Below are 25,492 nucleotides of genomic sequence, written 5' to 3'. Positions count from 1 at the left end.
CGTCAGTAATCCCGGTGGAAGGCGGCCCACACCGTAATCTCTTCCCTGTCGTAATACAGATGTGCAGCCTTGATCTCCACCTGCCCCCGCTCCGGGTGTTTTTCCATCGACGCTGACAATTTTTCCAGCAGCTGCCAGACTTCCTGAAAACGGCGTTTCATCGGCAATTTCAGATTGAACAAAGCGGCGCGACTCCAGCCTTGTACCAGCCATTTTTCCATCTGTTGGAGGGTACGGGCGGGTTTGTCCACCACATCGCAGACCACCAGATCCACCGGGGAGCGCGGGCGCCAGGTAAAGGCATCCCCATAGATGTGTTCCACCGGATACTCATCCAGTAATTGGGCATTGAGCTTGCCGTGATCGACTGCCTGCACCTTTATCCCCCGCCGTGCCAGCTGCCAGCTCCAGCCCCCCGGGGCCGCCCCCAGGTCCACCGCCGTCCGGGCGGTCAGTGCCTCGGTGGAACCAAAGAACCGCAACAGGGCCTCTTCCACCTTCAACGCAGACCGGCTTGGGGCTTCCGACGGCAACTTCAGACGTCGCACGCCCCCCTCCGCCAGCGGAATCGCGGCCGGACTGGTTGAAACCCAGCCGTTATGTGAATCACTGAAGAACAGGTGCACCCGCTGCCTTGCGTTCTGGCGCAACAGACCCGCCTTGCGCAAGCGCGGCTCCAGGGCCTTGCGGAACCCCTTGAGAAAACGCTGGAGCTCGCGGCCCTCATTGGTGTCCGGATGGTCGAGATAAACCTCGCAAAACGGGGCAGCATCCTCCAGCAAGGGCCACAACGCGCTGATTCGATCATCACCAATATCGGCAAACTGCCCTATTGCCAGACTCAGGCTGCGGGCAAAGATCAAGCCACTCTCCATCACGGCAGCCATACTGCCCTGCTGGCTGTGCCACAGCACATAGCCGCTATGGGCGGTCGCGCGCGGGTAGCCCGCCACCATGTTGTCGGCGGCATGGAAATTGAGTTCGGCGGCAAGATCCGCCTCAAAGCCCGGGCGGCATAGCCCCAACAGGGTTTCGTCACCGGAATTCAGGAAGTCGCTGTGCATGTCTGCCTCGCGCTGGTTACAATGAGGCACATTGTCCTTATCACAACGGCTGGATCAATAATGAAAACAACACTCCCGCTGACCGCGGCGCTGACCGGCGCCCTGATTGCCCCCCTGCACGCCGAAGAAGAGCTGGCACCGCCGGACGTGGATTTCTACGCCGAAGCCCAGATGATCCGGGCAGACATGGATCCCTATGGCTTTGACACCGCGGATGGGCTGAACATCAATATTGGCATGTGGCTGAACAGTGTAGAGCTGGGCAAAAATAGTCGCTTTGGTCTGGAAGCTGGCTTTATCAGCCAAAGCGAGGTGCGGGAGGACAGCATGTTCACCCGATCCCCTACTACCTCAGAGCAAGGGGCCGGGGCCAGCAGTGTCAGGGTCGAAGAAGAAACCTCGCTGAAACTGAACGGCTTCACTCTGGCGGCCGTGTGGCAAAGCCCTTACTGGCTCTACGTGAAAGGAGGGGGCTACCTTTACGATTTCAAGCTGGAAGATGATCAACGCCGAGTGTTGCTGGATGGCGGCGGCGCGACAGTAAGCATCGTTGATGACGCCCCGCAAAGCGACAACCAAAGCGGTATCGCCCCCTTCATTACCGCAGGGGTCGCGGTACCTCTGCTCGACAAACTTGCTCTTACCGCCGAATACCAGTACACCAGCCTGGAATCCGAAACTTACGGCACCCTCGGTATCGGGCTTCGATTCACAAACTGAGTATCCAGTGACAGCGCCGCTGAAGCTTTGCCTGCAGAGCTTCAGCGCCGTGTCATAGCCCTACCCGCCTCTATTTCACAAACACCACCGTCTTGTTGCCGTCCACGATGACCCGGTCTTCAAGGTGCCAACGCACCGCCCGCAGCATCACCTGACGCTCCACGTCCTGACCCAGCGACTTGAGCTCTGCCGCAGAATGGCGGTGGCTGACCCGCTGCACGTTCTGCTCGATAATCGGTCCCTGATCCAGATCTGCGGTCACGTAGTGACTGGTTGCGCCGATCAGCTTCACCCCCTTGTCGTGGGCTTGCTGATAAGGATTCGCGCCGACAAAGGCCGGCAGGAAGGAATGGTGGATATTAATCACCCGATGGGGGTAATTGGACACGAAATCCGGGCTGAGAATCTGCATGTAGCGAGCCAGGACCACCACGTCCACCCTGCCCTCCAGCAACCGCAGTGCTTCGGCTTCCGCTTCCGCCTTGTTGTCTGCCGTCACCGGAATATGGTGATACTCGATACCGAACCGCTCGACCTCATCACGCAGGTCATCATGATTGCTGATCACCATCGGAATGGTGGCGGGCAGATCTCCCCGGGAGGTCCGCCACAGCAGATCCATAAGCACATGATCATGACGGGATACCAGCACCGCCATGCGCTTCTTCTCGCTGGCATAGCTGATCTGCCACTGCATACCGTACGGTTCCGCCACGCGCGTGGCGAAGTTGTTTCGCAGAGCATCGCGGGAACAGTCCAGATCCGGGGTCTGGAATTCCAGTCGCAGGAAAAATGTGCCGCCATGGGCATCACTGGAGTGCTGATCGAAATCGGTGATGTTGGCACCGTGATTGAACAGGAAAGTGCTTACCGCGCTGATGATGCCCGGTTTGTCCGGGCAGGTCACCAGCAGGCGCGCCGTGGTGGCGTCGTTGTCGATCATTTCGGGTCCTGGTTAGGCTACTGCGTCACGCCGAAGTGCTCTTTACGGAAACTGGACGGCGTTTTACCTGTCCACTTCTTGAAGGCACGATGGAAGGAGCTGGCTTCGCTGAAGCCCATCAGCAAGGCAATTTCGTCGATGCTGAGTTCCGGCTTTGACAGGTAGTACACGGAAGCATCCTTGCGGATCGAGTCCTTGATTTCCTGGTAGCTGGTATTGGCTTCCTTGAGGCGACGACGCAGAGTCTGTGGCGTCATGTTCAGCTTGCCGCAGATCTCGGTGAAATCCGGGAAGCTGTTACCGTATTCGTTGGAAATGATGGCACGAATCTGGGCGGGTAGCCCCACATTGTGGATGTTACCGTCAAACAGTTGTGCCAGGGAGTCCTTGAGAAACTTGGACAGCGACAGCTCGTTCTGTACCAGCGGCAATTCCAGAAACTCGGCCTTGAAACTCACGGCGTTCTCATCGGCGCCGTAGACGATGGGGCAATCGAAGAGGAAACGGTGCTCCTCATCATTTTTACTGTCCGAGTAGTCCAGTTTCACTTCCTGTGGCTCGATCGCCTTGCCCACCAACCAGCTCATGAAACGCAGCCAGATGAACAGGGAGGCCTCAATGATCACCTCACGGAAATCCAGTCGAGGATCCGTACGGACGACCAGCCTGGCCGTATCTTCACCTGTTTCCAGACTCAAAAATGAACTCAATTCGAACAGGTCATAAAAGCGCAGCCCCCGCTCAACCGCCGCCCCGAGATTCGGACAATTAATCACGGCATGGGCCATCATGGAAAAAGTGCCAGGCTTTGACTTGCGGCCCTGACCAAAACCCAGGAACTCATCCTGTGTCTGCTCCATGATCAAGAGCATCATCTTGATGAATGTATCACGCTCGATAGTGGCATCCGGGTCTTCAAGCAACTGGCGGTGTATACCGCACTTGTCGAGAAGCTCCGGAATACTGGCCCCGGAACGTGCTGCCCCCTGAAGCAGTTTGACCACTCGATTGATATTGATCGTTCTGCGATGGTACATCGACCAGCTATCCTCTTACCGTCTGATCCACCCGTTCAGCATTATTGTCAGCCGGGCTGCTGTGGCCCGTTGGGGCCGTGGAACGCCAATAATAAAGAAACTGCAGCTAATTGACACGGTTTTACCCCCGTAAGGGCTTAACGGACCAATTATATCAATTTCCAGCAGTCAGAATTGCCGCCTGTCGCACCTTGTCACACTCTTGCGTGTCAAAGAAGCGCCTTGCCCTTGTTTCCCGTGCGGGCTTGGGCTACAAATCAGGTATGCAAATTCTGGTTGTTGAAGACAATAAAGCCGTCAGTCTTATCATCTGCCGTATCATCGAGGAAATGGGCCATGACTATGTCCTGGCCGCCGACGGTGAGGCTGCCCTGCGTCTCTTTCAGCAGCGCGAGGTAGACATGCTTGTGGCGGATGTGGAGCTGCCGATTCTGGATGGATTTACCGTGGCAAGAGAGGTCCGCAACCAGGCACCTACCCTGCCGATACTGTTTATTTCCGGTAACAGCAGCGAAGCGTATCGACAGCAATGTCTCGACGCCGGTGGAGATATATTGCTCCCCAAGCCCCTAAAACCCAGCGAACTTCGTCGCTGGCTCCAAAGCATGATGCCGGATTCACCTCACGCCAGCCACGCAATCGCATAAGCTCGCTGACGGCCTGCCTGCGCAAAGCCAATCGACAACCTGGCAACAACGGAGTGCTCTAACCCCTGCACTGCACTCCCCCATAAAAAAACCCGGCCGAAGCCGGGTTTTTTTTATGACTGGAGAGAGCTTACTCGAAGATCTCGCCCTTCTCGGCTTTCTCGACCAGCAATGCCGGCGGATTGAAGCGGTCACCGTACTTGGCGGCCAGTTCCTGGGCGCGGGTAACGAAGCCCTTCAGACCACCCTCGTACTGGTTGATGTACTGGATCACACCACCGGTCCAGCCCGGGAAGCCGATACCGAAAATGGAACCGATGTTGGCATCGGCGACAGACTCGATAACGCCCTCTTCGAAGCACTTCACCGCTTCCATGGCTTCGATGAACAGCATACGCTCTTTCATGTCTTCCATCGGAATCTCGGTGGAGTCACCGAAGGCATCCTTCAGACCCGGCCACAGTTTGGCCTTGCCACCTTCCGGATAGTCGTAGAAGCCCTTGCCCTGCAGCTTGCCAGGACGATCCAGCTCTTCAACCATCTTCTTCATGACGTCACCAGCCGGGTGATGCGGCGGCGGCGGAGTGCCATCACGCTTGGCATCGTCTTCCGCTGCCTTGGAAATCTTCAGGGCGGTGCCCATGTTGATTTCATCGATCAGCTTCAGGGTACCTACCGGGTAGCCAGCCTGCTGGGCAGCCTGCTCTACGGACGCGGCAGAAACGCCTTCGCCCAGCATGGCGATACCTTCGTTGGCGAAAGTGCCGATGACACGGGTGGTGAAGAAGCCGCGCGCATCGTTGACCACGATCGGGGTCTTGCGGATCTGCAGACAGTAATCGTAGGTCTTGGCCAGCACTTCCGGAGAGGTGTCCTTACCGCAGATGATTTCCACCAGCGGCATCTTGTCTACCGGGCTGAAGAAGTGGATACCGATGAAGTTATCCTGTTTCTTCACGCCTTTGGCCAGACCCGTGATCGGCAGGGAGGACGTGTTGGAACCCAGTACCGCGTCGGGCAGTACCACGTCTTCGATTTCCTGGAATACCTTGTGCTTCAGCTCGGTGCTTTCGAACACGGCTTCGATAACAAAGTCCACGCCTTCCAGATCCTTGGCATCGGCAGTCGCGGTGATCAGGGACAGCACCTGCTCTTTCTTCTCTTCGGTCATCTTGCCGCGAGAGATGGCCTTGTCCAGCAGCTTGCGGGAGTAGTCCTTGCCCTTCTCGGCATTCTCGACGGAGATGTCTTTCAGTACCACTTCGGAACCGGTCATGGCGGTCACGTAGGCAATACCGGCACCCATCATGCCCGCACCCAGTACACCGACTTTCTTGGCGGTGAACTTCGGCACATCTTTCGGACGGCTGGCGCCACCGTTGATGGCCTGCAGGTTGAAGAAGAAGGCGTTGATCATGTTCTTGGCAACCTGACCGGTCACCAGATCAATGAAGTAGCGCTCTTCAATCTTGAAGGCGTTGTCCACGTCTACCTGGGCAGACTCGACAGCCGCCGCCATGATGTTCTTCGGTGCCGGGTAGTTGGCGCCTTTCAGCTGCTTGCGCAGGTTAGCCGGGAAGGCCGGCAGGTTGGCAGCAAACTTCGGGGTGGACGGGGTACCGCCAGGGATCTTGTAGCCTTTTTCGTCCCAGGGCTGCTGGCACTTCGGGTTGGCCAGGATGAATTCCTTGGCCTTGGCGATCATCTCTTCTTCAGAGTCGACCACTTCATCGATGATGCCAACCTTGAGGGCCTTGTCGACCTTCATACGCTGACCCTGCATCAGCACGTTCATCAGCGCGTTCTGGATACCCAGCATACGCACGGTACGCACGATACCACCGGCGCCCGGCAGCAGGCCCAGCGACACTTCCGGCAGACCAAACTGGGCTTTCGGGTTGTTCAGGGCAACACGGCGATGACAGGACAGGGCAATTTCCAGACCACCACCCAGCGCGGTGCCGTTGAGGGCACACACCACCGGAATACCCAGGGTCTCCAGCTTGCGCAGATCGCCTTTGAGCAACTTGCCGCCATCCGCCATTTCCTGGGCATTTTCCGGCTTGACCTTGATCAGGTCACGCAGGTCGCCACCGGCGAAGAAGGTTTTCTTGGCAGAGGTGATGATAACGCCGGCAATGTCGGCTTTTTCTTTTTCCAGACGCTCCACCGTGTCGTGCATGGACTTGGTGTAGCGGTCATTCATGGTATTCGCAGACTGCTGCGGATCGTCCAGGGTCAGGGTAACAATGTTATCCGCGCCCTTTTCCCAGCGAATAGTCGATTCAGTCATTTCAATATCTCCAATTCCGGTGGCCGCTTACAGGCGCTCAACAATGGTGGCGATACCCATACCTGCACCCACACACAGGGTACAGAGGCCGAATTTCTGGTCGCGACGCTCAAGCTCGTCCAGCACAGTGCCGACGATCATGGCACCGGTGGCGCCCAGCGGGTGACCCATGGCGATGGCACCACCGTTCACGTTGGTGATGTCATAGCTGATGCCCATGTCTTTCATGAAGCGCATGGCCACGGAAGCGAATGCTTCGTTGATTTCCCACAGGTCAATCTGGTCGGCGGTCATGCCGGCCTTGGCCAGGGCCTTGCGGGCCGCCGGTGCCGGGCCAGTCAGCATGATGGTCGGATCCGCACCGCTCACAGCGGTGGCAACGATGCGGCCACGGGGCTTGGCACCGATCTTGTCACCGGCGTCCTTGTTGCCCATCAGCAACAGGGTTGCACCGTCCACGATGCCGGAGGAGTTACCCGGGGTGTGAACGTGGTTGATCTCTTCCAGCCAGTGGTACTTCTGCAGTGCCACAGCATCGAAACCGCCCATTTCGCCCATCATGGCGAAAGACGGGTTCAGGTTACCCAGCGCTTCGGCGGTGGTGCCGGCGCGAACGTGCTCGTCACGGTCCAGAACCACCAGGCCGTTCATGTCTTTAACCGGCACCACGGACTTGGCGAAGTAACCCTTGTCCCAGGCGTTGGCTGCACGGGCCTGCGAATTGGCGGCGTACTCATCCACGTCCTTACGGGTGAAACCTTCCACGGTCGCGATCAGGTCAGCACCGATGCCCTGCGGGATAAAGCCCGTGTCGTAGTTGGTTTCCGGGTCCAGCGCCCAGGGCGTACCGTCAGAGCCCATGGGAACACGGCTCATGACTTCTACACCGCCGGCCAGTACCAGGTCTTCGAAACCGGAGCGCACTTTCATGGCACCCAGATTTACCGCTTCCAGGCCAGAGGCGCAGAAACGGTTGATCTGCAGACCGGATACGGTTTCCGGCAGACCGGCAGCCAGGGCCGCAATCTTGGGCAGCACACCGCCCTGATCGCCCAGCGGGGACACGATACCCATGACGATGTCATCGATCATCGCCGGGTCCATGTTCGGGAAGCGGGCCTTCAGTTCGTTAATCAAGCCAACAACCAGGGTGATCGGCTTCACGGTATGCAGCGAGCCGTCCTTCTTGCCCCGGCCTCGGGGCGTACGAATCGCGTCGTAGATATAGGCTTCGGTCATGGAACCTTCCTCTTGCCTCAGGCAGATGTCAGCGATCTGCTGACGGGTTATGAAGGGCAGTGCGAAAACAGGCTTCCTGCCCACGATAGAAAGACGGTAAGAGTGCCTGCCCCGGCCCCGTCACTCAATGACATGAGTTAACAAGCGACTTGAGCGGAAAGGGCAAACAGATTGGCCCTGTCTGTGCAGCCATTGCCCGCCGCCGGGGAACTGCTATGGTGCGGTCATCGTAAACAGGAGCACGAACATGTCTCATACCCTGGATGTGCTGCAATCGCTGACCTCTTCAGCCCTGCAGCAGGGCCGCGGCATTGCCACCCGCGGCCACCGCAAGACTCCCGCCGAGTCGCTGGAACTGTATGAAATGGAAGGCTGTCCCTTCTGTCGCCTGGTCCGTGAGGCCCTCACCGATCTGGATCTGGATGTGATGGTATTCCCCTGCCCCAAAGGCGGCGACCGTTACCGGCCGTTGGTGGAGCGCCTGGGCGGCAAACAGCAGTTTCCCTACCTGATGGATCCCAACACGGGCGCCGCCCTGTACGAGTCTGCCGATATCATTGAGTACCTCTACAACGAGTACGGCGGTCGGCCCGCACCGCAGCGCTGGCTGGTACGCAGCTTGCGTACCGCCGCGGCCACCGCCGCTTCCCTGCCCCGCGCCCGTCATGGTCTGCACCTGATGGAATCTCGCGCACCTGAACAACCGCTGGAGCTGTATTCCTTCGAGGCCAGCCCGTTTGCACGCCTGGTGCGCGAACGCCTCACCGAACTGCAGCTGCCCTACCTGCTGCGACAGTGTGGCCGCGACCAATGGCAGGACTGGGTGCTTCCGCCCGTGCGCAAACGCCTGGCCCCCGATTACCAGCCGACCCAGCGTAATCGGGTGACCCTGATGGAAAAAACCGGCCGTATTGCCGTCCCCTATCTGGTGGATCCCAATACCGGGACGGCACTATATGAATCGGCAGATATTCTGGCCTATCTGGACCGGACCTACGCACGCTAGTCGGCTCTCACCCGGCACATGAATACAAAGGTGTGCCGGGCCCTTCTCCCTTCCCCGTTTTAGTGCTATATATCCGCAGGAACCCTCCACTCACCCGCTGGAAAGAGAGCAGCAAGATGGGTCGTCGACACTTTGATGACTATGAGCCCGATGAATGGGAAGAAGAACACAAACGTGCTGATCGTGAACGCCGCAAACGCGACGCAAAACGCCATCGGCACAATTCAGAGGAGAACAATGAGTCGCGAGAAACCCGCGACTCACGGCCGCAGTAAGGTCTCGGCCTGACGAGTCACCTCTGATGGTGAATCCCCGCTCAGAATGAGTGGGGGCACAGGCAGGTCAGCCATGCTGGCCTGCCCGCTACGGGTTTTTCTGAAATTCGGGAACCTGTTGATCAACCGAGATCAGCGGTCGCCGTATCGCCCTGCCAGCGTGGTTAATAGCGCTATCGCATCATTATCAGCCTGCAGATAAAACCCTCCCCGCCAATGACCATTGGACAGGTAATCGTGCCAGCGTGGCTCTGCCAGCACATGGATTTCCCTCTGACCATACACAGGCAGAGGAAGCTCGAATTTGAGAGGAAACGGTTCGGCAGGAGGGGCTCCACGGCCTGTCAGGCACACCCCTTCATCGGTGAGGTTCAGCACATGCCCAACAGCATGGTCGTTACTGCAAGCCTGAACATTGAGACTCAGGCGCGGTCTTCTGAATCGTCGGCGTTCCATATCATCACCTCAGAGCGGACCCTCACTCCCAGTTTCTGCCGGCATTGGGTACCATGCAAGTAAAACAGTGCAAACATGCTGGAGGCCGCACATGAACAGCGACGACGACCTGTTTCGCCAGGAAATGGCCGATGTGACCCCCATCAAGCCTGACGGGCGCAATCATGACGCCAGCCCGCGACGCCAGGACAGCATTCGCGAACAACTGCGCCGTGCCTCTGCAGTGACAGAAGGCAAGCAGGACAACAACCCCCTGACCGTGCCCGAGCACGTTGAGCAGGTGGGCCCGCTGGACATCATCGGGGTCAAGAAGGATGGCGTGCAGGAAGGGGTGTACCGCAAACTGCGGCTGGGCAAATATGACGCCCAGGACGTGCTGGATCTGCATCGGGTCAAGCTGATGGCAGCCCGCACCCTGGTCCATGAGTTCCTCAGCCGGGCCCATGAACAAAACCAGCGTACTGTCCTGATCAGCCATGGCAAGGGCCTGCACAGCGAGCGCCCCGGCTTTCTCAAGAGCTACGTGATGCACTGGCTACAGGAAAGCCACCTGGTCCTCGCCTACCACACCGCCCCCGCCAACCGCGGCGGCACCGGCGCCACCTACGTTCTGGTCCGCAAAAATGGCCAGGCGAGGCAGCGTAATCGGGAGTTTTTTATGGAGGCGGGGAAGAACAATCGATAGTGAACAGTTAACAGCGACGCGATTGAGTTTTTGGGTTTTGAAACGTATGAGGCCGCGCTCATGGTTTGGGCGCGGCCTCATACGTTTCAGATCAAAACAAGGCGCTTACGCGCGCTGTTCACTATTCACTGTTAACTGTTAACTGAAATCACCGCCGTATCCGATTAATCCCATTAATCGCCGCCACCCGATATGCTTCCGCCATGGTCGGGTAGTTGAAGGTGGTATCGATGAAGTATTCCAGGGTGTTCTGCTCGCCGGGCTGGCGCATGATCGCCTGGCCTACGTGGACGATTTCCATGGCCTGGTAGCCGAAGCAGTGAATTCCGAGGATTTCCAATGTCTCACGGTGAAAGAGAATTTTCAGCATCCCGACCCGCTCACCTGTGATCTGGGCTCTCGCCAGATTACGGAAAAACGCCTGCCCCACTTCGTAGGGAATTCTGGCTTCGGTGAGCTCCTGTTCGGTCTGCCCCACACTGCTGATGCCCGGGATGGTGTAGATGCCGGTAGGGACATCCTTGACCTGTTTGATCTCATCCCCGGCGATGGCAGCCGCACAGAAACGCCCCTGATCGTAGGAGGCACTGGCCAGTGAGGGCCAGCCCACCACATCGCCGACGGCGTAGATGTTCTCCAGTGCTGTCTGGTAGCGCTCGTCGACACTGAGCTGGCCGCGGCTATTCGCCTTGAGCCCCACCTCTTCCAGCCCCAGATTCGCAGTATTCCCGGAGCGACCGTTACACCACAGCAGCGCATCCGCACGCAGCTTCTTGCCCGATTCCAGCTCCAGGGTCACGCCATCGCCATCCGCCATCACTCGCTTGTACTGCTCACCCTGGCGGATGGTGCACCCCTGTTCGCGAAGGTGGTAACTGAGCGCATCTGAAATTTCCGTATCCAGAAAATCCAGCAAATGCTCACGGGAGTTCACCAGATCAACCCGGATCCCCAGGCCGGTAAAAATGCAGGCATACTCGGAACCAATCACCCCCGCACCGTAAATGATCAGATGACGCGGGGTGTGATCCATGGTCAGGACCGTATCGGAGTCGTAAACCCTTGGGTGGTCAAAATCCACATCCTCAGGGTGATATGGCCGTGAGCCTGTAGCAATGAGGACATTGCGGGTTTTGAGCAGATGCTGACGCCCTTCCCTGTCATCCACCTGTACTTCATTAGGACTGATCAGGCGTCCACGCCCGCCGAACACCGTCACCCGGTTTCGGATATAGAAGTCAGTACGTACCTTGACCTGGGAATCGATGACCTCGCGGGTACGGGCGATCAGATCCTGCCAACGAATTTCCCGCGGGTTGATGATGCCGCGCAACAGGGGGTTGCGCTGGGTGCGGATTACCTGGCGGACCTGATGCCGCAGCGCCTTGGAGGGAATGGTGCCCCAGTGAGTGCAGTTTCCACCCAGCGAGGGCTGATCTTCCACAATGGCAACGCGAAGGTCTTTCTTGGCCGCCTGCATGGCCGCCGCTTCACCTGCCGGGCCACTGCCAATTACAACAAGATCCCATCCCGCACTGATATCCATTCATACCTCCGCTTGTCTACAGATCAACAAGTATAGAGGGCTGGCACGCTGGCGACGAGTTGGACTATGGTGAGAAGGAGAAGGAAAAAGCACACAGCAATGAAAGGAGTCCGCCATGGATGATCACAAGCTCGATAACACAGGCAAGAAGTCCTCCGCCCTGGCCCGGGGCGGCAAGAAATCCGGACAATGGCTGCTGGCTCATCCCCTTGGCGCGCTGCAACTGTTGGGGCTGGTGCTGCTGGTCATTGTGGTGTTCCAGAACCTGGAGCCCACCAGTATCGACATCCTGTTCTGGACACTGGCAGACATACCCAAGCTGTTTATGTTGCTGCTCAGCATGATACTGGGCGCATTGGTGTGGGAGCTGATCAAACGAACCCTGTTACGCCGCAAACCGGCGGCGTAACAGCAACAGTATTGCACCGAGCAGCAGTGCCCCGGCACTCCCTCCTCCGCCAGAGGCCGACTCACTCGGGTAACTGATCGTGAAAGTCGCCGCTGTTGAAGTGGTGTCACAGAGCACATCCTCCACCTCAAGCGAGAAAGAATCCTTGAACGGGCTAAGGTTACTGTCCGGAAGGTAAGTCACCGTGCCAGTCTCCTGATCAATGATCAAACCCTTGTCGATAGCACTACCGTATTCATCCTCTTTGGCAAACGATGGTTCAGTACGAACATGAATAAAGTACTTGCTCCAGTCGAATTCGGCATCAGGATCATCGGGATCATATGCGCTAAGCTTGAACACGACCTTGTTTCCGCGCTTGTTGACTACTGACTTGCCCTCGAGGATAGGTGCCTTGTCCGTAATCGTCACTTCAACGGTGGCTTCCTCTCCTGCCTGAACCATCTGGCCTTCGCTGTCTTCAAACCCATAAAGGAATGCCGTCACAACAGGCTCATCCGCTTCTGCCTGGCAAACACCTTCATTGAAGACTTCGGTATTGGCTGGCGTAAACAACACAATGCACTCGTCAGCGACATCACCATCCTCCAGCAGATCTGGATTGGCATCGATAACATCCTGAGAGATCGGATCTCCACATTTCAGGTCATAGCCTGTACGGTTTTCATTGTAATAAAGCCAAACGAACTGAATTGAGGCACCATTGACCGCCTCACTTGCTGTACCTGCCGTATCAAGGACAAACAAGGTCGGATCATCAGCATCCTGCTCATACATGAAACCAGTGCCTTGATACACAGGGGGATCATTGTTATCCAACTCCGCATGCTCGAACCAGAAAACCCCTGACTTGAAAACTCTGGGATCAAGCTCTTCCAGATACACAATTTCTGCACCATCGCTGGCGAGGTCATTCTCCAGGATATCAATGGCAGCACGTCGATCCGGCAAGGCTCGATTAGTGGCCTCATCATCACCTGCTGTGATTTGCTGGTACTCAAATGCACCTATGTCACATCCGTCACCTGACGTTCGTGAAATCCCTCTGAGGTCGGTGGTTCGACAGCTTTTAGGCTGCGCAGTACCTGACTGCAAAGCGTCCTCGTCGTTACCCTTGTCAACCAGAATAATGTCATTGGCAGCATCTGACATGGCCAGGTATGGCGGCACATAATCTACGGCACTGCCTTCTGCCGCCGTCAAACTTGAGGACAACGCTGTCGTCCCTACTCCGGATTGGTTGTCACTTTCCGTATCTGCTGCGCAGGCTGCACCGGAAAACGCGTTGTAGTGACTAGTATAAAGGGGCGTAGGATCTGTCGTGTCCGTGCTACAGGCATCTCCGCTGCCAAAGTAGATTGAATTCCCCAGCTGCAGCCGGATATCGGCATTTCCTAGTTCAATGCCATTACCACCGCCCGCATTGTTCAGGAAGGTGCTGTTAGCGATGGTCGCGTTGATAATCATGTCAGAAAGGTCCATCGCAGCGCCTTCCGGAGCACTATTGGACACATAGGTACTGTTGCTCACCGCCAATTGCCCGGCAGCAATATTCGCATCAATGACACCACCCTCAACCGCTGCGGAATTGTTCTCAAAGGTACTGTCAACCATCGCCACTTCAACAACTTCTTTGCTCAGTGGGGTAGTCGACAAGACACCTCCGGAGATGCCCGCCGTATTGCCGCGAACGTAGGCTCTATTAAAACTAATCAGTTTCTTGTTACCCGCATTGGTACGGACAAAAGCAACTCCGCCCACGGTATCTGCATGATTGTCGAGTATCGCAACCCGGTCAAAGATCACTGATCCGCCGGTGATGATTACCCCGCCAGCACCGGAGTTCTGCTGCCCATTATCGGTAGCCGCGCCCCTTTCCAGAGTCAGATACCGGAAAGTCACCCCTGGCTGCCCACTATTCTGTGGAGCTTGCGCCTCGAACAGACGAAAAGTGTTATTCCCAAGAATTCTTGTCTGTGTTTCCTCGTCATCACCGGCATCCTCATCCTGGACCCCCTTACCCTCAATCACCACACTCCCCCCCTCAATAATCAGGGTCGACTGCAGATTGATCTCGCCAGCAGGAAGCAGGATACGGTCTTCAGATTGTCCACCGTAGGCACAATCCGGGCTACCCGCGCCGGAAGCATTCTCCAAGGCCTCTCGCAAGGTGCACAATCCGTCATTCTTGATCGGAACCACATCATCTCTGAGCGAATTGACGGTGATATCTACCGCCATCGCTGGTGCAGCAGCCACCAGCAAAAGGCCGGGCAACAGTTTGGGGAATCGTCGGATCATCCCGGCAACCGCAAGTAACAGCAGCATCAAGCCACCCTGCGCGCCAATACTTTTGGATTCGGTAAGGCCACTGGCTGGCTCAGCAACAAGGTTCGCAATTTCACTCTGATTGGTGCCAATGTCTGTACCGCCGAAAAAGGCATCCCGGTGAACTTCATAACGCAATTGGTCTACACCCTGAAAACGACTGGCTGGGCGGTATCGGATTCTTGGATAACCGTCTCCGTCTACCTCAACCGTTGCAGAACCTCGCTCCGGCTGAATCACTACCGTCAAGCACTCATCAGGTGCCGACACACGTGCACAGTCAATGGTGGTGTCGTTGAGATCATTGGCAATCACATCCGCCAACACGCTTTTGCCGCTGATCAGGTCAATTTCGTCAGCGATTGCCTGTGCCCTCAGATACTCGATGGAACCAATATCACAACGCCCACCTGCACCACCTCGTGCGTTTCCACGATTATCGCTGGTTTCACACTGATCCACCGAAGCCACGTTTTCCGGGAACCCCCGATCGAACAGGCTTGGCGCCATGGGATCCCCACCAATTACAGCACTCGGCTCGGGATTGGGCAGAAAGCCTGGATATGGCCCACCCAGCGCCTCCGCCGTCATGGGAGGGCAGGCACCCGCCCCGGTCTGCTCACCACCGAAATCAACATGTCCGCAAGCCCGTCGACCTTCCCCCAGGAAGACATCGGCAGTGGCACCGTTTGGATCATTGGTTACGGGGGTTCCTTCAGTCTGTTCTTCTGGCAGAGGACAAGAGGAGTCATCCGTAATCGTGAAAAGAAGGCGTGCTGCAGCATCGGGGTTAGCCGAGCCATCCAGACCCGCCCCTGCACAAGCCCCTCCGTCATTGCCGACCATTACCGTATGCAGAATATGGTCCGTTACTTCAGCGTTGGCTGGATCATCAAACGCGGTTTCAGCCAACGTCAGGGCGACACCATCATTGAAAGCAATGGTCATGTTGGAAAGGATGGCGGTGTAGTTATCAGTGACAACATTGATCGCACCGCCAGTATTGTCAGTCATGGTGCCGTTAATCAGCTCAAGCCCCACCCGCGAATCCTCATCACCATCAATATGGATGAGTGCTGCGTCTGCTCCGCCCTGTGCACTGTTTCCCGCCATGTAAAAGGAATAGCCAATTACAGAGCTCACAAAAGTATCATCTGTGGCGATAACACTTCCGACTCCCGTGGCAACATTGTCTTCAAATCGGGCGCCGTTAAGGAAAGCCACACCGGAGCCCTCTTTCAGATATAGCGCACCACCGTTAGTCGCACGTCCACGCTGGAAGGTCACATTTTCGTTGATCACAATCGGCCCGTTTGCCGTAATAAGGCCACCATTGCCATCGTCACTGCTTGCGTCTCCCTCTTCCAGCACGACATTGACAAGAGTCATGGCTCCGCCTGGATCGATATTGAAGAGTCGGGATTGTTGTGCAGCAGAAATGACAGGAAAAACCTTTCCATCGGGTTCTTCAAATGCATCAAGCATCATTTCAAAGCGGATTTGAGCCTGGAGGGGTTCTGTTGTATCGGTGAAAGTGGAGGGAGAGGTGGACTCATCTTCGGTGATAATGATTCGTTCGCCGTTACCCACCACCAACTCACCTTCAGTCAGCAAGTAGGTCTCTTCTTCTTCCAAACGAATGATATTGCTGGCTGTTCCGGCCGCACAGCCATCGACTTCAATCTGGTAATTACTGGCAACAACCGCTTCCCGCAGCGAACAGAACCCATCAGCAAGACTGGTAGTCACCAGCCACTCAGCATTCTCACCAGATCCATGCACAACAACCGTGACCTCAGCATCTTCTGTACTGTTAATCTCATAGGTCGTCGCATGGGTAGAGGCCGCGAAAATCATGGCGCAGCCAGCAAGGCAATACCGTAGCCCAAGGTGGCGCATTCTATTCTCCTGCAGGCTCAACGCCTGGCATTATTGTTCTAATAGTCATTCCACTCGCGGGGCTGGAAGCCATGTAACCCCATGTAATCACGAGCAATGCTACCGTCAATATCGGTAGCAAACTGTTGTTTATCTGTTAAGCGAGTCTTTTTACCACCCCAGCGCATCCTTGACAAAGGGAATAGTGACAGAACGTTGTTGCGCGAGTGCCAGTCGGTCAAGGCGCTCCAGCAGAGCGAGCAGCGCTGCCGGGCTACGCTCGCTACGGGTGACCACATAACGGGCCACATCCCTCTCCAACTTGAGTCCCCTGGCCTTTGCCCTGTCCTGCAGCAGGGTTTCCAGCCCTTCCTCTTCCAATACCTGGAGTCGGTAAACCGGGCCGGCCGCCAGCCGGGTCGCCAGATCCGGTAACGCCAGCCCCAATGCCCCCGGTGAAGCGCTGGCGGTCACCACCAGGCGCCCACCGTTGGCCATCAGACGGTTATAAAGATGGAAAAGCGCCTCTTCCCACTGTGGCTGCCCGGCAAAGTGCTCCGCATCATCCAGTGCCAGCAGGGTGAACTGCTCCATGGACTCCAGCACTTCCGGGCTCAGGGGTATGAGCTCCCGGGCTGGCAATAAACACGCACTCAACCCTTGCTGCTGGGCCAGACGGACCGCGCCCTCTAACAGGTGGCTCTTGCCCTGCCCGGTCGCCCCCCATACAAAGGCCTGACGGTCATTGCCTGTCACCACTTCATGCACGCCCTGCAGCGCCGCACCATTGCTTGCTGGCACAAAGTTTTCGAGGTCATTCCCTTCCCGTAGTTGCAGGGCCAGGGGAAGTTGTCCACTTTGTTGCATGATCAGCCTTGCCAGCAATACAGCCACTGTGGACCGGGGACGGCCGGGTCCGGGCAGGGACGCAGGCTGGACGATAACTCCAGCAAGTCACGTAGCTGGCTGTCATCGGCGGCAAAATCCAACGCATAGACCAGCGAGGCATCCGAGACCTGGATCAGCATGGCCTGCTGCATCCCGCTGATTCCTTTCAGGTTTTGATCCAAGCTGTGCCAACCAGACAGGCTATCGACACCGTTCACGGTCAGTAGCGTGCGCTGTTCGGTACGATTGCCCTTGACCGCAAAACGACCCGCCAATGTATCGGCCAGCTCATCCGCCAACCTCGCCACCGCTGCCGAATTATCATCCGCCTCCAGACGCCCTTGCTCCAGCGTCTTGCGACCCTGGAGGATGCGCCAACTTACCTTGGCGGAGGAACCGCTATATAGCACCGCGGCCACAGTCATTTCATGAGGATATCGGGCAGAGGCCTGTTCAAGCCGGTCATCGAAACGCCCCCGGATATCGGCCACTGCCAGCGCATTCCTGTCCTCGCTATCCCACTGAGGGAACACCAGCGACAACCCACGCCGCGCCGCCTCGGCCTCAACCTCGGCATACAGGGGGTGCTCAGGGGAGACCATATCCCCTTTGCCTGCACCTTGATCGACCAGCCAGACCAGCAAACGGGGACGCGGTAGCCCCCAAACGGGCACTCCCGCTGACGACAGCAACCCCAGCAACCCCTGAACGTCATAATGGGCCACCAGGCTGTTATCGCGATAATCATGACGGGTGACCCAGCGATCCAGCTGCTCGGCAGCGTCCTGCGCGACAGGCTCATCAAGCACATCACGGGAGCCACTCAACCTGACCAGCACTTCATCCAGCCCAGCCTTGAGCGCAGCCTCCATGGCATCCGCGCTGCGGTCCGCAACCGGCACATCTACTGTATCCAGCGCCCCGGACATCGCCGGGGCGGCCAACGCCAGCAGTATCGATGCCAGCACAACCCGTAATCTGTCAAACCGCATAGGTGCGAAATCCAGCCTGTTCTTTGAAGCGCGCCATTATCACCTATTCACTGCGTGCAGGCGAACCGGATTTTCAACCCAACACAGCAGTGGAAAGATAGCCCTCAGGCTCTTAAAATACGCGCCTTCACCTATCCGGAGCCTCCCATGACCGAATCCAAACGGCCGCTGACTTACCGTGACGCAGGCGTAGACATTGATGCTGGCAACGAGCTGGTAAAGCGCATTGCCCCTGTCGCCAAACGCACCACACGGCCAGAAGTTCTGGGAGGCCTGGGCGGTTTTGGCGCCCTCTGTGAGCTGCCTTCCCGCTACAAGAACCCGGTTCTGGTTGCCGGCACTGACGGCGTTGGCACCAAACTGCGCCTGGCCATTGATACCGGCCGTCACGACAAGGTCGGCATCGATCTGGTCGCCATGTGCGTTAACGACCTGATCGTAGGCGGCGCCGAACCGCTGTTCTTTCTGGATTACTACGCCACCGGCAAGCTGGATGTGGAAACCGCCACCAGCGTGGTGACCGGCATTGGCGAAGGTTGCGAAATGGCAGGTTGCGCCCTGATCGGCGGCGAAACGGCAGAAATGCCAGGCATGTATGAAGGCGAGGACTATGACCTGGCGGGCTTCTGTGTCGGCGTGGTGGAAAAAGACGGCATTCTGGATGGCAGCAAGGTGCAGGCCGGCGACAAGTTGATCGCACTGGCCGCGTCCGGTCCCCACTCCAACGGATATTCCCTGATCCGCCGTATCATGGCGCAGTCAGACACCGACATCGAACTGGACGGCAAGCCGCTGATCGAGCACCTGCTGGCCCCCACCCGCATTTACGTCAAACCCCTTCTCAAGCTGCTCGAGCAGGTTGACGTGCATGCCCTCGCCCACATTACCGGCGGCGGCTTGCCGGAAAACCTGCCCCGCGTGATGCCGGAAAACACCCAGGCAGTGATCGATACCCGCAGCTGGGAATTCCCGGCTGTCTTCCAGTGGCTACAGCAGGAAGGCCAGGTTCCCGCCTTTGAGATGTATCGCACCTTCAACTGCGGTGTCGGCATGGTCATCGCCGTAGCCCCCGATCAAGTTGATGCCACCCTTGCGCTCATGGAAGCTGAAGGCGAGAAAGCCTTCCTGATGGGCGAAATCCGCGCCGCCGATGGCGAGCCAGAAGTGGTACTGGACGGCCTGGAATCCTGATTGGTGACTGACTCCCAGCCTCACCGCCTGGCGGTATTGATCAGCGGCTCCGGCACCAACCTGCAGGCCATTCTGGATGCGATTGAGGCCGGGCAACTGAAAGCCCGCATCTGCGCTGTGCTCTCCAACCGCGCGGATGCCGGAGGCTTGACGCGAGCCAAACAGGCCGGCATCCCGACATTGACCCTGGATCATCGCCAGTTCGAGGACCGCGAATCCTTTGACCAGGCCATGGTGGACGCACTGGAGCCCTACCAGCCGGATACCGTTGTGCTTGCAGGGTTCATGCGCATTCTGTCACCGGTCTTCGTGGCTTATTACGCTGGCCGGCTCATCAATATCCACCCCTCCCTGCTACCCAAGTACCGCGGCCTCAACACTCATGCCCGCGCGTTGGAGGCAGGGGATGAGCGCCACGGCTGCTCCATCCATTTTGTCACGGAAGAATTGGATGGCGGCCCGCTGATTGCCCAGGCCAGCGTTACCATCAATGCGAACGATACTGCCGATTCCCTGTCAAAACGGGTACAACTGTGTGAGCACCAGCTTTATCCAATGGTGCTGCAATGGCGCGCCCAGCAGCGCCTGGTACTGACAGACAATGGAGTCACACTGGATGGCAAGCCTCTCCCTGCGCAGGGTTATCAATCTTCCCAGGCTAATCCTGGCGGCCGCTTTGCTGGTGGCCGCTAGTAGCGCGCTTGCACAGCCCCCTGTTGCACCTTTCAACCTGGACTACCGGCTCAAAAGCGAAGGCATCCCCTTTTCCATCACTGCCACACGAAGCCTGCATCAAGTGCAAGGCGGGCTCTGGAAGATGGAAGTCAGTGCCCGTAACTGGCTCGGAGAGATTCGCGAAACCGCCCTGTTCAACTGGCAGTCCTGCACACCACAAAGCAGCTATTACGGCTACATGCGTAAAGGACTCGGACGAGTCAAGGAAGCAAAGCTTCATCTGGACCATGAAGCAGGCATTGCTGCCAGTGAACGTACCGGCAAAGACATGCTGAGCTATCCTATCTCCGATGCCGCCACCGATGAGCTGTCAGTCAGCCTGGCACTGCAGTGCGCCCTTGCCGAAGGCAAGCAAGATATCCGCCTTGACGTGGCCGATGAAAAGAAACTGGAACAGCAGCATTTCAAGGTGGTAGGACAAGAGTCTCTGAACGTGGACGGCAAGCGACTCAAAACCGTCAAGGTTCAACGTATCCGCGCTGAAGACAGTGAACGACAAACCTTCATGTGGTTTGCACCTTCCCATAACTTTCTTCTGGTACAGTTGCTGCAGAAAAACAACGATGGCGAACATGTCATGACACTGCAATCTCTGGAAGGGCTCTAACCGTGCGCGCTTTTCTCCTTGCTCTGCTACTGTCGTACAGCCCATTACTGCTGGCCGGCAGTCTTGCACCATTCGCGGCAGAATTTCGTATTTATGTGAACAAGCTGCCCACCCCGGTGAAAGCGGATCTGGTGCTAAAACCAGCTCATGGTAACGATAACTACCACATGCTTTTGAAAGCCAAATCTTTCATGCTGACCAACACCGAAGAGAGCTTCTTTCAATGGCGTGACTGCCAGCCGCGCACGCAAAAATACCTGCACGAATTCGAAGGCTTCGGCAAGCACCGGTTTCACCGCATGGACTTTCAGTGGAACCCTCCCAAGGTGCATAACGAATCGGAAGATGACCAAGAGAGTCTGGACATCCCCGACAACACCCTCGACGAGCTAACCATTTTGCTGCGTGGGCGCTGTGTCTTCGCCAGCGGCGAGAGAAACTATACCGTCACCAGTGTGTATGGTGACCGGCTTCGCACCCATCATTTCGTGGTTATCGACGAAGAAACCATCGATACCCCATTGGGTAAACTGGACACCCTGTTGGTAGAGAAAAAACGTGATGGCGACAGCAAGAAAAAACGGCGCACCCTGTTCTGGGTTGCGCCGTCACTGGATTACATGGTGGTGAAGGCAAGGCACATCGAAAGCACCTTCCTGAAAGCCGACATGATCATGATCGATTACAGCGAACCGGAAACACCCGCCGAGCCGGCAAAGACGGTTACGCCCGAGGCAGGGTAACCCCGCGCTGCCCCTGGTATTTGCCGCCACGATCTCCATAAGAGGTTTCGCAAACCTCGTCGGATTCGAAGAACAGCATCTGCGCCACCCCTTCGTTGGCATAAATTTTTGCCGGCAAGGTGGTGGTGTTGGAAAACTCCAGGGTGACATGCCCTTCCCACTCCGGTTCCAGCGGCGTTACGTTGACGATAATCCCGCAGCGAGCGTACGTGGATTTCCCAAGACACACCGTCAGCACATTCCTCGGAATGCGGAAGTATTCCACCGTTCGCGCCAAGGCAAAGGAGTTTGGCGGGATAATGCAGTACTCCCCCTTGATGTCCACAAAGCTGCGTTCATCAAAGTGCTTCGGGTCGACTGTGGCTGAGTGGATGTTGGTAAACACCTTGAACTCATCGGCACAGCGAACATCGTACCCGTAGCTGGAGACCCCATAGGAAATCAGTTTGTTGCCTTCGGCATCGGCCCGCACCTGTTCGGACTGAAACGGCTCGATCATGCCGTGCTCATTGGACATACGGGTAATCCAGCGATCCGATTTAATAGTCATTGCTGCCTCTCGATTCCGAAATGGTTGGGGCCAGTGTGATGAAGCGCTCAATGGTATAGACGCGGAACGCCGGATGCCAGAGACAGCCCATCATCGGCATGAGCCTTCTTTGTAACGGCGTCAGTGCTGGGTAATCTTGGGGAAAGCCCGCTTGCCCGCCTCGGTCAACGACAATCTCGCCGCCATCCGTCGGGCTGCCTGGCGATAGAGCCCGGCTTCCTCGCTGTCCGGGCAAGCGGCCACCACCGGTTCACCGCTGTCGGCCTGCTCACGAATCTTTAGTGAAAGCGGCAACGCTGCCAGCACCTCGGTATCGTAATCCTGGGCCATGCGCTGGCCGCCCCCCTGGCCGAACACATGCTCCTGATGGCCACAGTGCGAGCAAATATGCACCGCCATGTTCTCCACAATCCCCAATACCCGGATGTCCACCTTGCGGAACATTTCCACACCCTTGATCGCATCCAGCAGGGCAATGTCCTGCGGTGTCGTGATAACGACCGCCCCGGCGACCGGAATTTTCTGTGCCAGGGTCAGCTGGATGTCACCGGTCCCCGGCGGCAGATCCACCAGCAGATAATCCAGCTGCTTCCACCGGGTCTGCTCCATCATCTGCACCAGCGCACCACTGGCTTTCGGGCCACGCCATACCACCGGCGTCTGTTTTGTCGTCAGATACCCCATGGACATGGTCTGCAAGCCATAGGCTTCTACGGGAACAAAGACCTTGCCATCCAGCACCTCAGGGCGCGTGCCGTCCGGCTTGCCAAGCATCAACGGCTGACTCGGACCAAATACATCTGCATCCAGCAAACCCACGCGGGCCCCTTCTGCCTGCAGCGCCAGGGCCAGATTCACCGCCGTGGTGGATTTACCCACACCGCCCTTGCCCGATGCCACCGCAATCACATTGGCAACCTGATCCAGGGCAGGAAGACTACTCTGTGCCCGGTGCGGAACAACCTGACTACGCAGGCTCAACGACAGCGCCCGCCCCTCCAGGGCATCCGCCAAATGCTCTCCAATTTTGGCCTCCAACGACGCTTTCACGCCCTCCAGAGGATAGCCCAGCACCACCTCTGCACTCACTTGCGATTCCGACACCGACACGTTGGAAACTGCACCGATACTCTCCAGGCTGACGCCCAGATCCTCGGGAATGAAATGACCCAGTTGCTGTCGAATGCGTTGCTCGGCTGAATGCATGGTGGCCTCCGTATTTCGAGCTGCGATGATAGAGGCTACTCGCGTCACAACCAAGTAACGGTGCCCAGGAATATCCCCATCACAATACAACCGATGGCGTTTGCCTCTGGCCATCTTTCACCAAATGCGCAAAATAGGTGCAACCCACTTTCCGGTTTGCATTGCGGGACAAGGAGACATCATGAAACGTATGACCCTCATTCTGCTGGCGGGCGCCAGCCTTTTTACCCTGACGGCTTGCGGCCAGGGGACGGCAATCGACCGCGACACCATCAGTGTCACCGGCACCGGTGAAGCCCATGCAGAGCCCGACATTTTTCTCGTCTCTGCCACCGCACGTGAGGAAGGGGACGACATTGATGCCCTGAAAGATCGTGTCGATGATGCTGTCAGCGACATGCTGGAACTGGCAGACGATCTGGATATTCCCGAAAAACAGGTCCGCGCCAGCGACCTTCGCATTAGCCCGCAGTGGCAATACCAGCCCGAGCGAAAATTGCTTGGCCATCAGGTCAGCCGTGATGTCACCTTCCGGGTAAGCGGCATGAGCGTCTACACTCGCCTTCTCGACGGCCTTGCCAGCCAGAATGTGCAAGACCTGCATCCCGCCGGCACCGAGATCAGCAATGTGGACATCCACACCGATCGCGCGCTGGAAAAAGCTGTGGACGATGCCCGCCGTCGCGCTGAACGGATCGCCGACGCCGCCGATCGCAGTGTCGGTGAAGCGATTCGCATCGAAGCCCAGAATGTACAGGTGCCGCGCCCGGTCATGATGATGGCTCGTGTCAAAGAAGACGCGGCTGGCGGCAGCTACCGACCGGGTGAAACAGAAATCAGTGCCCAGGTCAGCATCACTTTCGAACTGGAGTAATCCTCTCCGTGAATGACCTGGGGCAAATCAGTGCGGCGGCACTACAACAATATCTGGCGCACGGAGAAGACCGTGGGCTGGATATTGATGCCGCCATGACCATTGCTGGATTGTCCCGGGACACCCTTTCGCAGCCCGACGCCCGGATCGATGGGGAAGATTTTGAGGCATTGCTTCATCATCTTATCCTGCAAGCCAATGATCCCCTGTTTGGCTTGCGCACCTCAGCCTTCATTCAACCGGGTTCCTACAATGTGATCGGCTATATCGCCATGAGCGTCGGCACCCTGCACGAAGCGCTGGACAAGGTCACCCTGTATGAAAAGCTGGTGGGCGACATGGGCACCACGGATATCGCCCTTACCCCGGAACAGGCTCAAATCCGCTGGAACTGCCGTTACACACGCCAGCCCGCCCGCCAGCACCTGATTGATAACGTCCTCAGCTCCTGGCTGTGCTACGCCCGCTGGCTCACCGGCAATCAGCAGCTTGCCCCTCATCAGGTTTGGCTGGAGCATGCTGCCCCGGACAATGCCAGCAAAGCGGCCTATCACGACATCTTCCAGTGCGAAGTTTGTTTCAATAAACCGGTGTCCGCGCTGATCGGTCCGGCTCAGTTGCTGGATTTGCCGATCCGCCAGCCTGATCCGCTACTACTTTCTACTCTGGAATCTCACGCCATCGCCCAGCTGGACAAGCTAGGCGTGGAAACCGGTTTGGCACGCCGGGTACGCCAATGTATTCACGATGCCATTGGCCATACCCTTCCCCGCAAGGAGAACATTGCCGAGCGTCTCGGCATGAATGTGCGCACCTTGCATCGTCACCTGGCAGACGAAGGCCACAGCTGGCAAAAACTGCTGGACGAGGTTCGTCTTCAGGAAGCCCGCCATCAGCTCAGACAAGCCCGTAAACCCCAGGCAGAAATTGCTGAAGCACTGGGTTACTCCGACATTCGCTCTTTTCAACGCAGCTTCAAACGCCACACCGGCATGACACCAGGCCAGTACCGGCAACAAGAGCTGCAAGACTGAGAGTGACCACAGCCAAAACGCAAATTTACTCATAACTCGCACGTCTGTTTGCCCTTCATCGGACTTTTGTCTGACAAAAGCTTCATTCTCTTCGCCCCCCATGGCTATACTGACATCAGACAATGACAACAAATATCGCGGAGAGA

23 protein-coding genes are annotated in these 25,492 nt (G+C 57.2%); 11 read left to right on the top strand and 12 right to left on the bottom strand.

The features are described 5' to 3' along the window. Positions 1-2: 2 nt before the first annotated feature. The gene (gene rlmM, locus D4A39_RS12555; protein WP_233552476.1) at positions 3-1,094 is read right to left on the bottom strand and encodes a 23S rRNA (cytidine(2498)-2'-O)-methyltransferase RlmM; all 1,092 of its coding nucleotides are present in this window, start codon (positions 1,092-1,094) and stop codon (positions 3-5) included. Between the two features lie 30 nt (positions 1,095-1,124). On the opposite strand from rlmM, the gene D4A39_RS12550 reads away from it, so the two are divergent. Next, the gene (locus tag D4A39_RS12550; protein WP_022986722.1) at positions 1,125-1,784 is read left to right on the top strand and encodes an outer membrane beta-barrel protein; all 660 of its coding nucleotides are present in this window, start codon (positions 1,125-1,127) and stop codon (positions 1,782-1,784) included. A gap of 70 nt (positions 1,785-1,854) precedes the next feature. Here the strand turns inward: D4A39_RS12550 and purU are convergent, their stop codons facing one another. Both purU and D4A39_RS12540 read right to left on the bottom strand, forming a co-directional pair. Beyond that, a complete protein-coding gene (gene purU, locus D4A39_RS12545; protein ID WP_022986723.1) occupies positions 1,855-2,727 on the bottom strand; it encodes a formyltetrahydrofolate deformylase in 873 nt (290 codons plus the stop codon). Between the two features lie 17 nt (positions 2,728-2,744). Continuing rightward, a complete protein-coding gene (locus tag D4A39_RS12540; RefSeq protein ID WP_022986724.1) occupies positions 2,745-3,764 on the bottom strand; it encodes an AraC family transcriptional regulator in 1,020 nt (339 codons plus the stop codon). A 263-nt stretch (positions 3,765-4,027) separates the two neighbouring features. On the opposite strand from D4A39_RS12540, the gene D4A39_RS12535 reads away from it, so the two are divergent. Continuing rightward, complete coding sequence (locus D4A39_RS12535; RefSeq protein WP_052017545.1) at positions 4,028-4,411, top strand: response regulator; 384 nt, start codon at positions 4,028-4,030, stop codon at positions 4,409-4,411. Between the two features lie 130 nt (positions 4,412-4,541). Here D4A39_RS12535 and D4A39_RS12530 read toward each other — a convergent pair whose 3' ends face one another. Next, the gene (locus D4A39_RS12530; protein WP_022986726.1) at positions 4,542-6,704 is read right to left on the bottom strand and encodes a 3-hydroxyacyl-CoA dehydrogenase NAD-binding domain-containing protein; all 2,163 of its coding nucleotides are present in this window, start codon (positions 6,702-6,704) and stop codon (positions 4,542-4,544) included. A 27-nt stretch (positions 6,705-6,731) separates the two neighbouring features. Then, the gene (locus D4A39_RS12525; protein WP_022986727.1) at positions 6,732-7,943 is read right to left on the bottom strand and encodes an acetyl-CoA C-acetyltransferase; all 1,212 of its coding nucleotides are present in this window, start codon (positions 7,941-7,943) and stop codon (positions 6,732-6,734) included. A 247-nt stretch (positions 7,944-8,190) separates the two neighbouring features. Here D4A39_RS12525 and D4A39_RS12520 point away from each other — a divergent pair, with 247 nt between their 5' ends. Beyond that, positions 8,191-8,949, top strand: a complete 759-nt coding sequence (locus tag D4A39_RS12520; protein ID WP_119918223.1) for a glutathione S-transferase N-terminal domain-containing protein — start codon at positions 8,191-8,193, stop codon at positions 8,947-8,949. 407 nt (positions 8,950-9,356) lie between these two features. Here the strand turns inward: D4A39_RS12520 and D4A39_RS17655 are convergent, their stop codons facing one another. Beyond that, a complete protein-coding gene (locus D4A39_RS17655) occupies positions 9,357-9,680 on the bottom strand; it encodes a hypothetical protein (RefSeq protein WP_146026860.1) in 324 nt (107 codons plus the stop codon). Positions 9,681-9,771: 91 nt separating this feature from the next. On the opposite strand from D4A39_RS17655, the gene smrA reads away from it, so the two are divergent. Next, complete coding sequence (gene smrA / locus D4A39_RS12510; protein WP_022986731.1) at positions 9,772-10,365, top strand: DNA endonuclease SmrA; 594 nt, start codon at positions 9,772-9,774, stop codon at positions 10,363-10,365. 148 nt (positions 10,366-10,513) lie between these two features. On the opposite strand, the gene sthA is transcribed toward smrA, so the two are convergent. Further along, positions 10,514-11,911 carry a Si-specific NAD(P)(+) transhydrogenase gene (gene sthA / locus D4A39_RS12505; protein ID WP_022986732.1) on the bottom strand — a complete coding sequence of 466 codons (1,398 nt, stop codon included), beginning with the start codon at positions 11,909-11,911 and terminating at the stop codon, positions 10,514-10,516. Positions 11,912-12,026: 115 nt separating this feature from the next. On the opposite strand from sthA, the gene D4A39_RS12500 reads away from it, so the two are divergent. Continuing rightward, a complete protein-coding gene (locus tag D4A39_RS12500) occupies positions 12,027-12,320 on the top strand; it encodes a hypothetical protein (RefSeq protein ID WP_022986733.1) in 294 nt (97 codons plus the stop codon). On the opposite strand, the gene D4A39_RS12495 is transcribed toward D4A39_RS12500, so the two are convergent. The 3 genes from D4A39_RS12495 to D4A39_RS12485 all read right to left on the bottom strand — a co-directional run bounded on the left by D4A39_RS12495 (position 12,297) and on the right by D4A39_RS12485 (position 18,406). Then, the gene (locus tag D4A39_RS12495) at positions 12,297-16,547 is read right to left on the bottom strand and encodes a choice-of-anchor Q domain-containing protein (protein ID WP_022986734.1); all 4,251 of its coding nucleotides are present in this window, start codon (positions 16,545-16,547) and stop codon (positions 12,297-12,299) included. The two genes, D4A39_RS12500 and D4A39_RS12495, sit on opposite strands and share 24 nt — an antisense overlap. A gap of 150 nt (positions 16,548-16,697) precedes the next feature. Next, on the bottom strand, positions 16,698-17,393 hold the full coding sequence (hda, locus tag D4A39_RS12490; RefSeq protein ID WP_022986735.1) for a DnaA regulatory inactivator Hda: 696 nt from the start codon (positions 17,391-17,393) through the stop codon (positions 16,698-16,700). A gap of 2 nt (positions 17,394-17,395) precedes the next feature. Further along, a complete protein-coding gene (locus D4A39_RS12485; RefSeq protein WP_022986736.1) occupies positions 17,396-18,406 on the bottom strand; it encodes a DUF2066 domain-containing protein in 1,011 nt (336 codons plus the stop codon). Between the two features lie 147 nt (positions 18,407-18,553). Between D4A39_RS12485 and purM the strand changes: the two genes are divergently transcribed. The 4 genes from purM to D4A39_RS12465 are packed head-to-tail and all read left to right on the top strand — an operon-like array spanning position 18,554 to position 21,682. After that, positions 18,554-19,597 (top strand): phosphoribosylformylglycinamidine cyclo-ligase, encoded by a 1,044-nt coding sequence (gene purM, locus D4A39_RS12480; protein WP_119918220.1) that lies wholly within the window; start codon positions 18,554-18,556, stop codon positions 19,595-19,597. Positions 19,598-19,600: 3 nt separating this feature from the next. Then, on the top strand, positions 19,601-20,290 hold the full coding sequence (purN, locus tag D4A39_RS12475; RefSeq protein WP_119918255.1) for a phosphoribosylglycinamide formyltransferase: 690 nt from the start codon (positions 19,601-19,603) through the stop codon (positions 20,288-20,290). Then, positions 20,214-20,939: a DUF3108 domain-containing protein gene (locus D4A39_RS12470; RefSeq protein WP_119918219.1), complete on the top strand. Its 726-nt coding sequence runs from the start codon at positions 20,214-20,216 to the stop codon at positions 20,937-20,939. The genes purN and D4A39_RS12470 overlap by 77 nt, the downstream gene beginning before the upstream one ends. 2 nt (positions 20,940-20,941) lie before the next feature. After that, complete coding sequence (locus tag D4A39_RS12465) at positions 20,942-21,682, top strand: DUF3108 domain-containing protein (protein WP_022986740.1); 741 nt, start codon at positions 20,942-20,944, stop codon at positions 21,680-21,682. Here D4A39_RS12465 and dcd read toward each other — a convergent pair. Then, positions 21,663-22,232, bottom strand: coding sequence for a dCTP deaminase (gene dcd, locus D4A39_RS12460; RefSeq protein WP_031227096.1), 570 nt, complete (start codon positions 22,230-22,232; stop codon positions 21,663-21,665). The two genes, D4A39_RS12465 and dcd, sit on opposite strands and share 20 nt — an antisense overlap. Before the next feature lie 120 nt (positions 22,233-22,352). Further along, on the bottom strand, positions 22,353-23,438 hold the full coding sequence (apbC, locus tag D4A39_RS12455) for an iron-sulfur cluster carrier protein ApbC (RefSeq protein WP_022986743.1): 1,086 nt from the start codon (positions 23,436-23,438) through the stop codon (positions 22,353-22,355). A gap of 181 nt (positions 23,439-23,619) precedes the next feature. On the opposite strand from apbC, the gene D4A39_RS12450 reads away from it, so the two are divergent. Both D4A39_RS12450 and D4A39_RS12445 read left to right on the top strand, forming a co-directional pair. Next, positions 23,620-24,312 carry an SIMPL domain-containing protein gene (locus D4A39_RS12450; RefSeq protein WP_022986744.1) on the top strand — a complete coding sequence of 231 codons (693 nt, stop codon included), beginning with the start codon at positions 23,620-23,622 and terminating at the stop codon, positions 24,310-24,312. An 8-nt stretch (positions 24,313-24,320) separates the two neighbouring features. Further along, positions 24,321-25,346: an AraC family transcriptional regulator gene (locus tag D4A39_RS12445; protein WP_022986745.1), complete on the top strand. Its 1,026-nt coding sequence runs from the start codon at positions 24,321-24,323 to the stop codon at positions 25,344-25,346. Positions 25,347-25,492 lie beyond the last annotated feature (146 nt).

This window comes from Alcanivorax profundi (assembly GCF_003597125.1).
GTDB lineage: Bacteria > Pseudomonadota > Gammaproteobacteria > Pseudomonadales > Alcanivoracaceae > Alcanivorax > Alcanivorax profundi.
Note: the sequence above shows the minus strand (reverse complement) of the source record. Positions and strands in the feature narration are given on the sequence as shown.

Bases quoted from the DNA above. Each gene is read 5' to 3' on its own strand.
- D4A39_RS12540 (WP_022986724.1), bottom strand. From the start codon at position 3,764: ATGTACCATCGCAGAACGATCAATATCAATCGAGTGGTCAAACTGCTT.
- D4A39_RS12520 (WP_119918223.1), top strand. From the start codon at position 8,191: ATGTCTCATACCCTGGATGTGCTGCAATCGCTGACCTCTTCAGCCCTG.
- sthA (WP_022986732.1), bottom strand. From the start codon at position 11,911: ATGGATATCAGTGCGGGATGGGATCTTGTTGTAATTGGCAGTGGCCCG.
- D4A39_RS17655 (WP_146026860.1), bottom strand. From the start codon at position 9,680: ATGGAACGCCGACGATTCAGAAGACCGCGCCTGAGTCTCAATGTTCAG.
- purU (WP_022986723.1), bottom strand. From the start codon at position 2,727: ATGATCGACAACGACGCCACCACGGCGCGCCTGCTGGTGACCTGCCCG.
- hda (WP_022986735.1), bottom strand. From the start codon at position 17,393: ATGCAACAAAGTGGACAACTTCCCCTGGCCCTGCAACTACGGGAAGGG.
- D4A39_RS12530 (WP_022986726.1), bottom strand. From the start codon at position 6,704: ATGACTGAATCGACTATTCGCTGGGAAAAGGGCGCGGATAACATTGTT.
- apbC (WP_022986743.1), bottom strand. From the start codon at position 23,438: ATGCATTCAGCCGAGCAACGCATTCGACAGCAACTGGGTCATTTCATT.
- purM (WP_119918220.1), top strand. From the start codon at position 18,554: ATGACCGAATCCAAACGGCCGCTGACTTACCGTGACGCAGGCGTAGAC.
- D4A39_RS12500 (WP_022986733.1), top strand. From the start codon at position 12,027: ATGGATGATCACAAGCTCGATAACACAGGCAAGAAGTCCTCCGCCCTG.
- D4A39_RS12470 (WP_119918219.1), top strand. From the start codon at position 20,214: ATGGCAAGCCTCTCCCTGCGCAGGGTTATCAATCTTCCCAGGCTAATC.
- D4A39_RS12485 (WP_022986736.1), bottom strand. From the start codon at position 18,406: ATGCGGTTTGACAGATTACGGGTTGTGCTGGCATCGATACTGCTGGCG.
- D4A39_RS12495 (WP_022986734.1), bottom strand. From the start codon at position 16,547: ATGCGCCACCTTGGGCTACGGTATTGCCTTGCTGGCTGCGCCATGATT.
- smrA (WP_022986731.1), top strand. From the start codon at position 9,772: ATGAACAGCGACGACGACCTGTTTCGCCAGGAAATGGCCGATGTGACC.
- D4A39_RS12550 (WP_022986722.1), top strand. From the start codon at position 1,125: ATGAAAACAACACTCCCGCTGACCGCGGCGCTGACCGGCGCCCTGATT.
- D4A39_RS12525 (WP_022986727.1), bottom strand. From the start codon at position 7,943: ATGACCGAAGCCTATATCTACGACGCGATTCGTACGCCCCGAGGCCGG.
- D4A39_RS12450 (WP_022986744.1), top strand. From the start codon at position 23,620: ATGAAACGTATGACCCTCATTCTGCTGGCGGGCGCCAGCCTTTTTACC.
- dcd (WP_031227096.1), bottom strand. From the start codon at position 22,232: ATGACTATTAAATCGGATCGCTGGATTACCCGTATGTCCAATGAGCAC.
- D4A39_RS12535 (WP_052017545.1), top strand. From the start codon at position 4,028: ATGCAAATTCTGGTTGTTGAAGACAATAAAGCCGTCAGTCTTATCATC.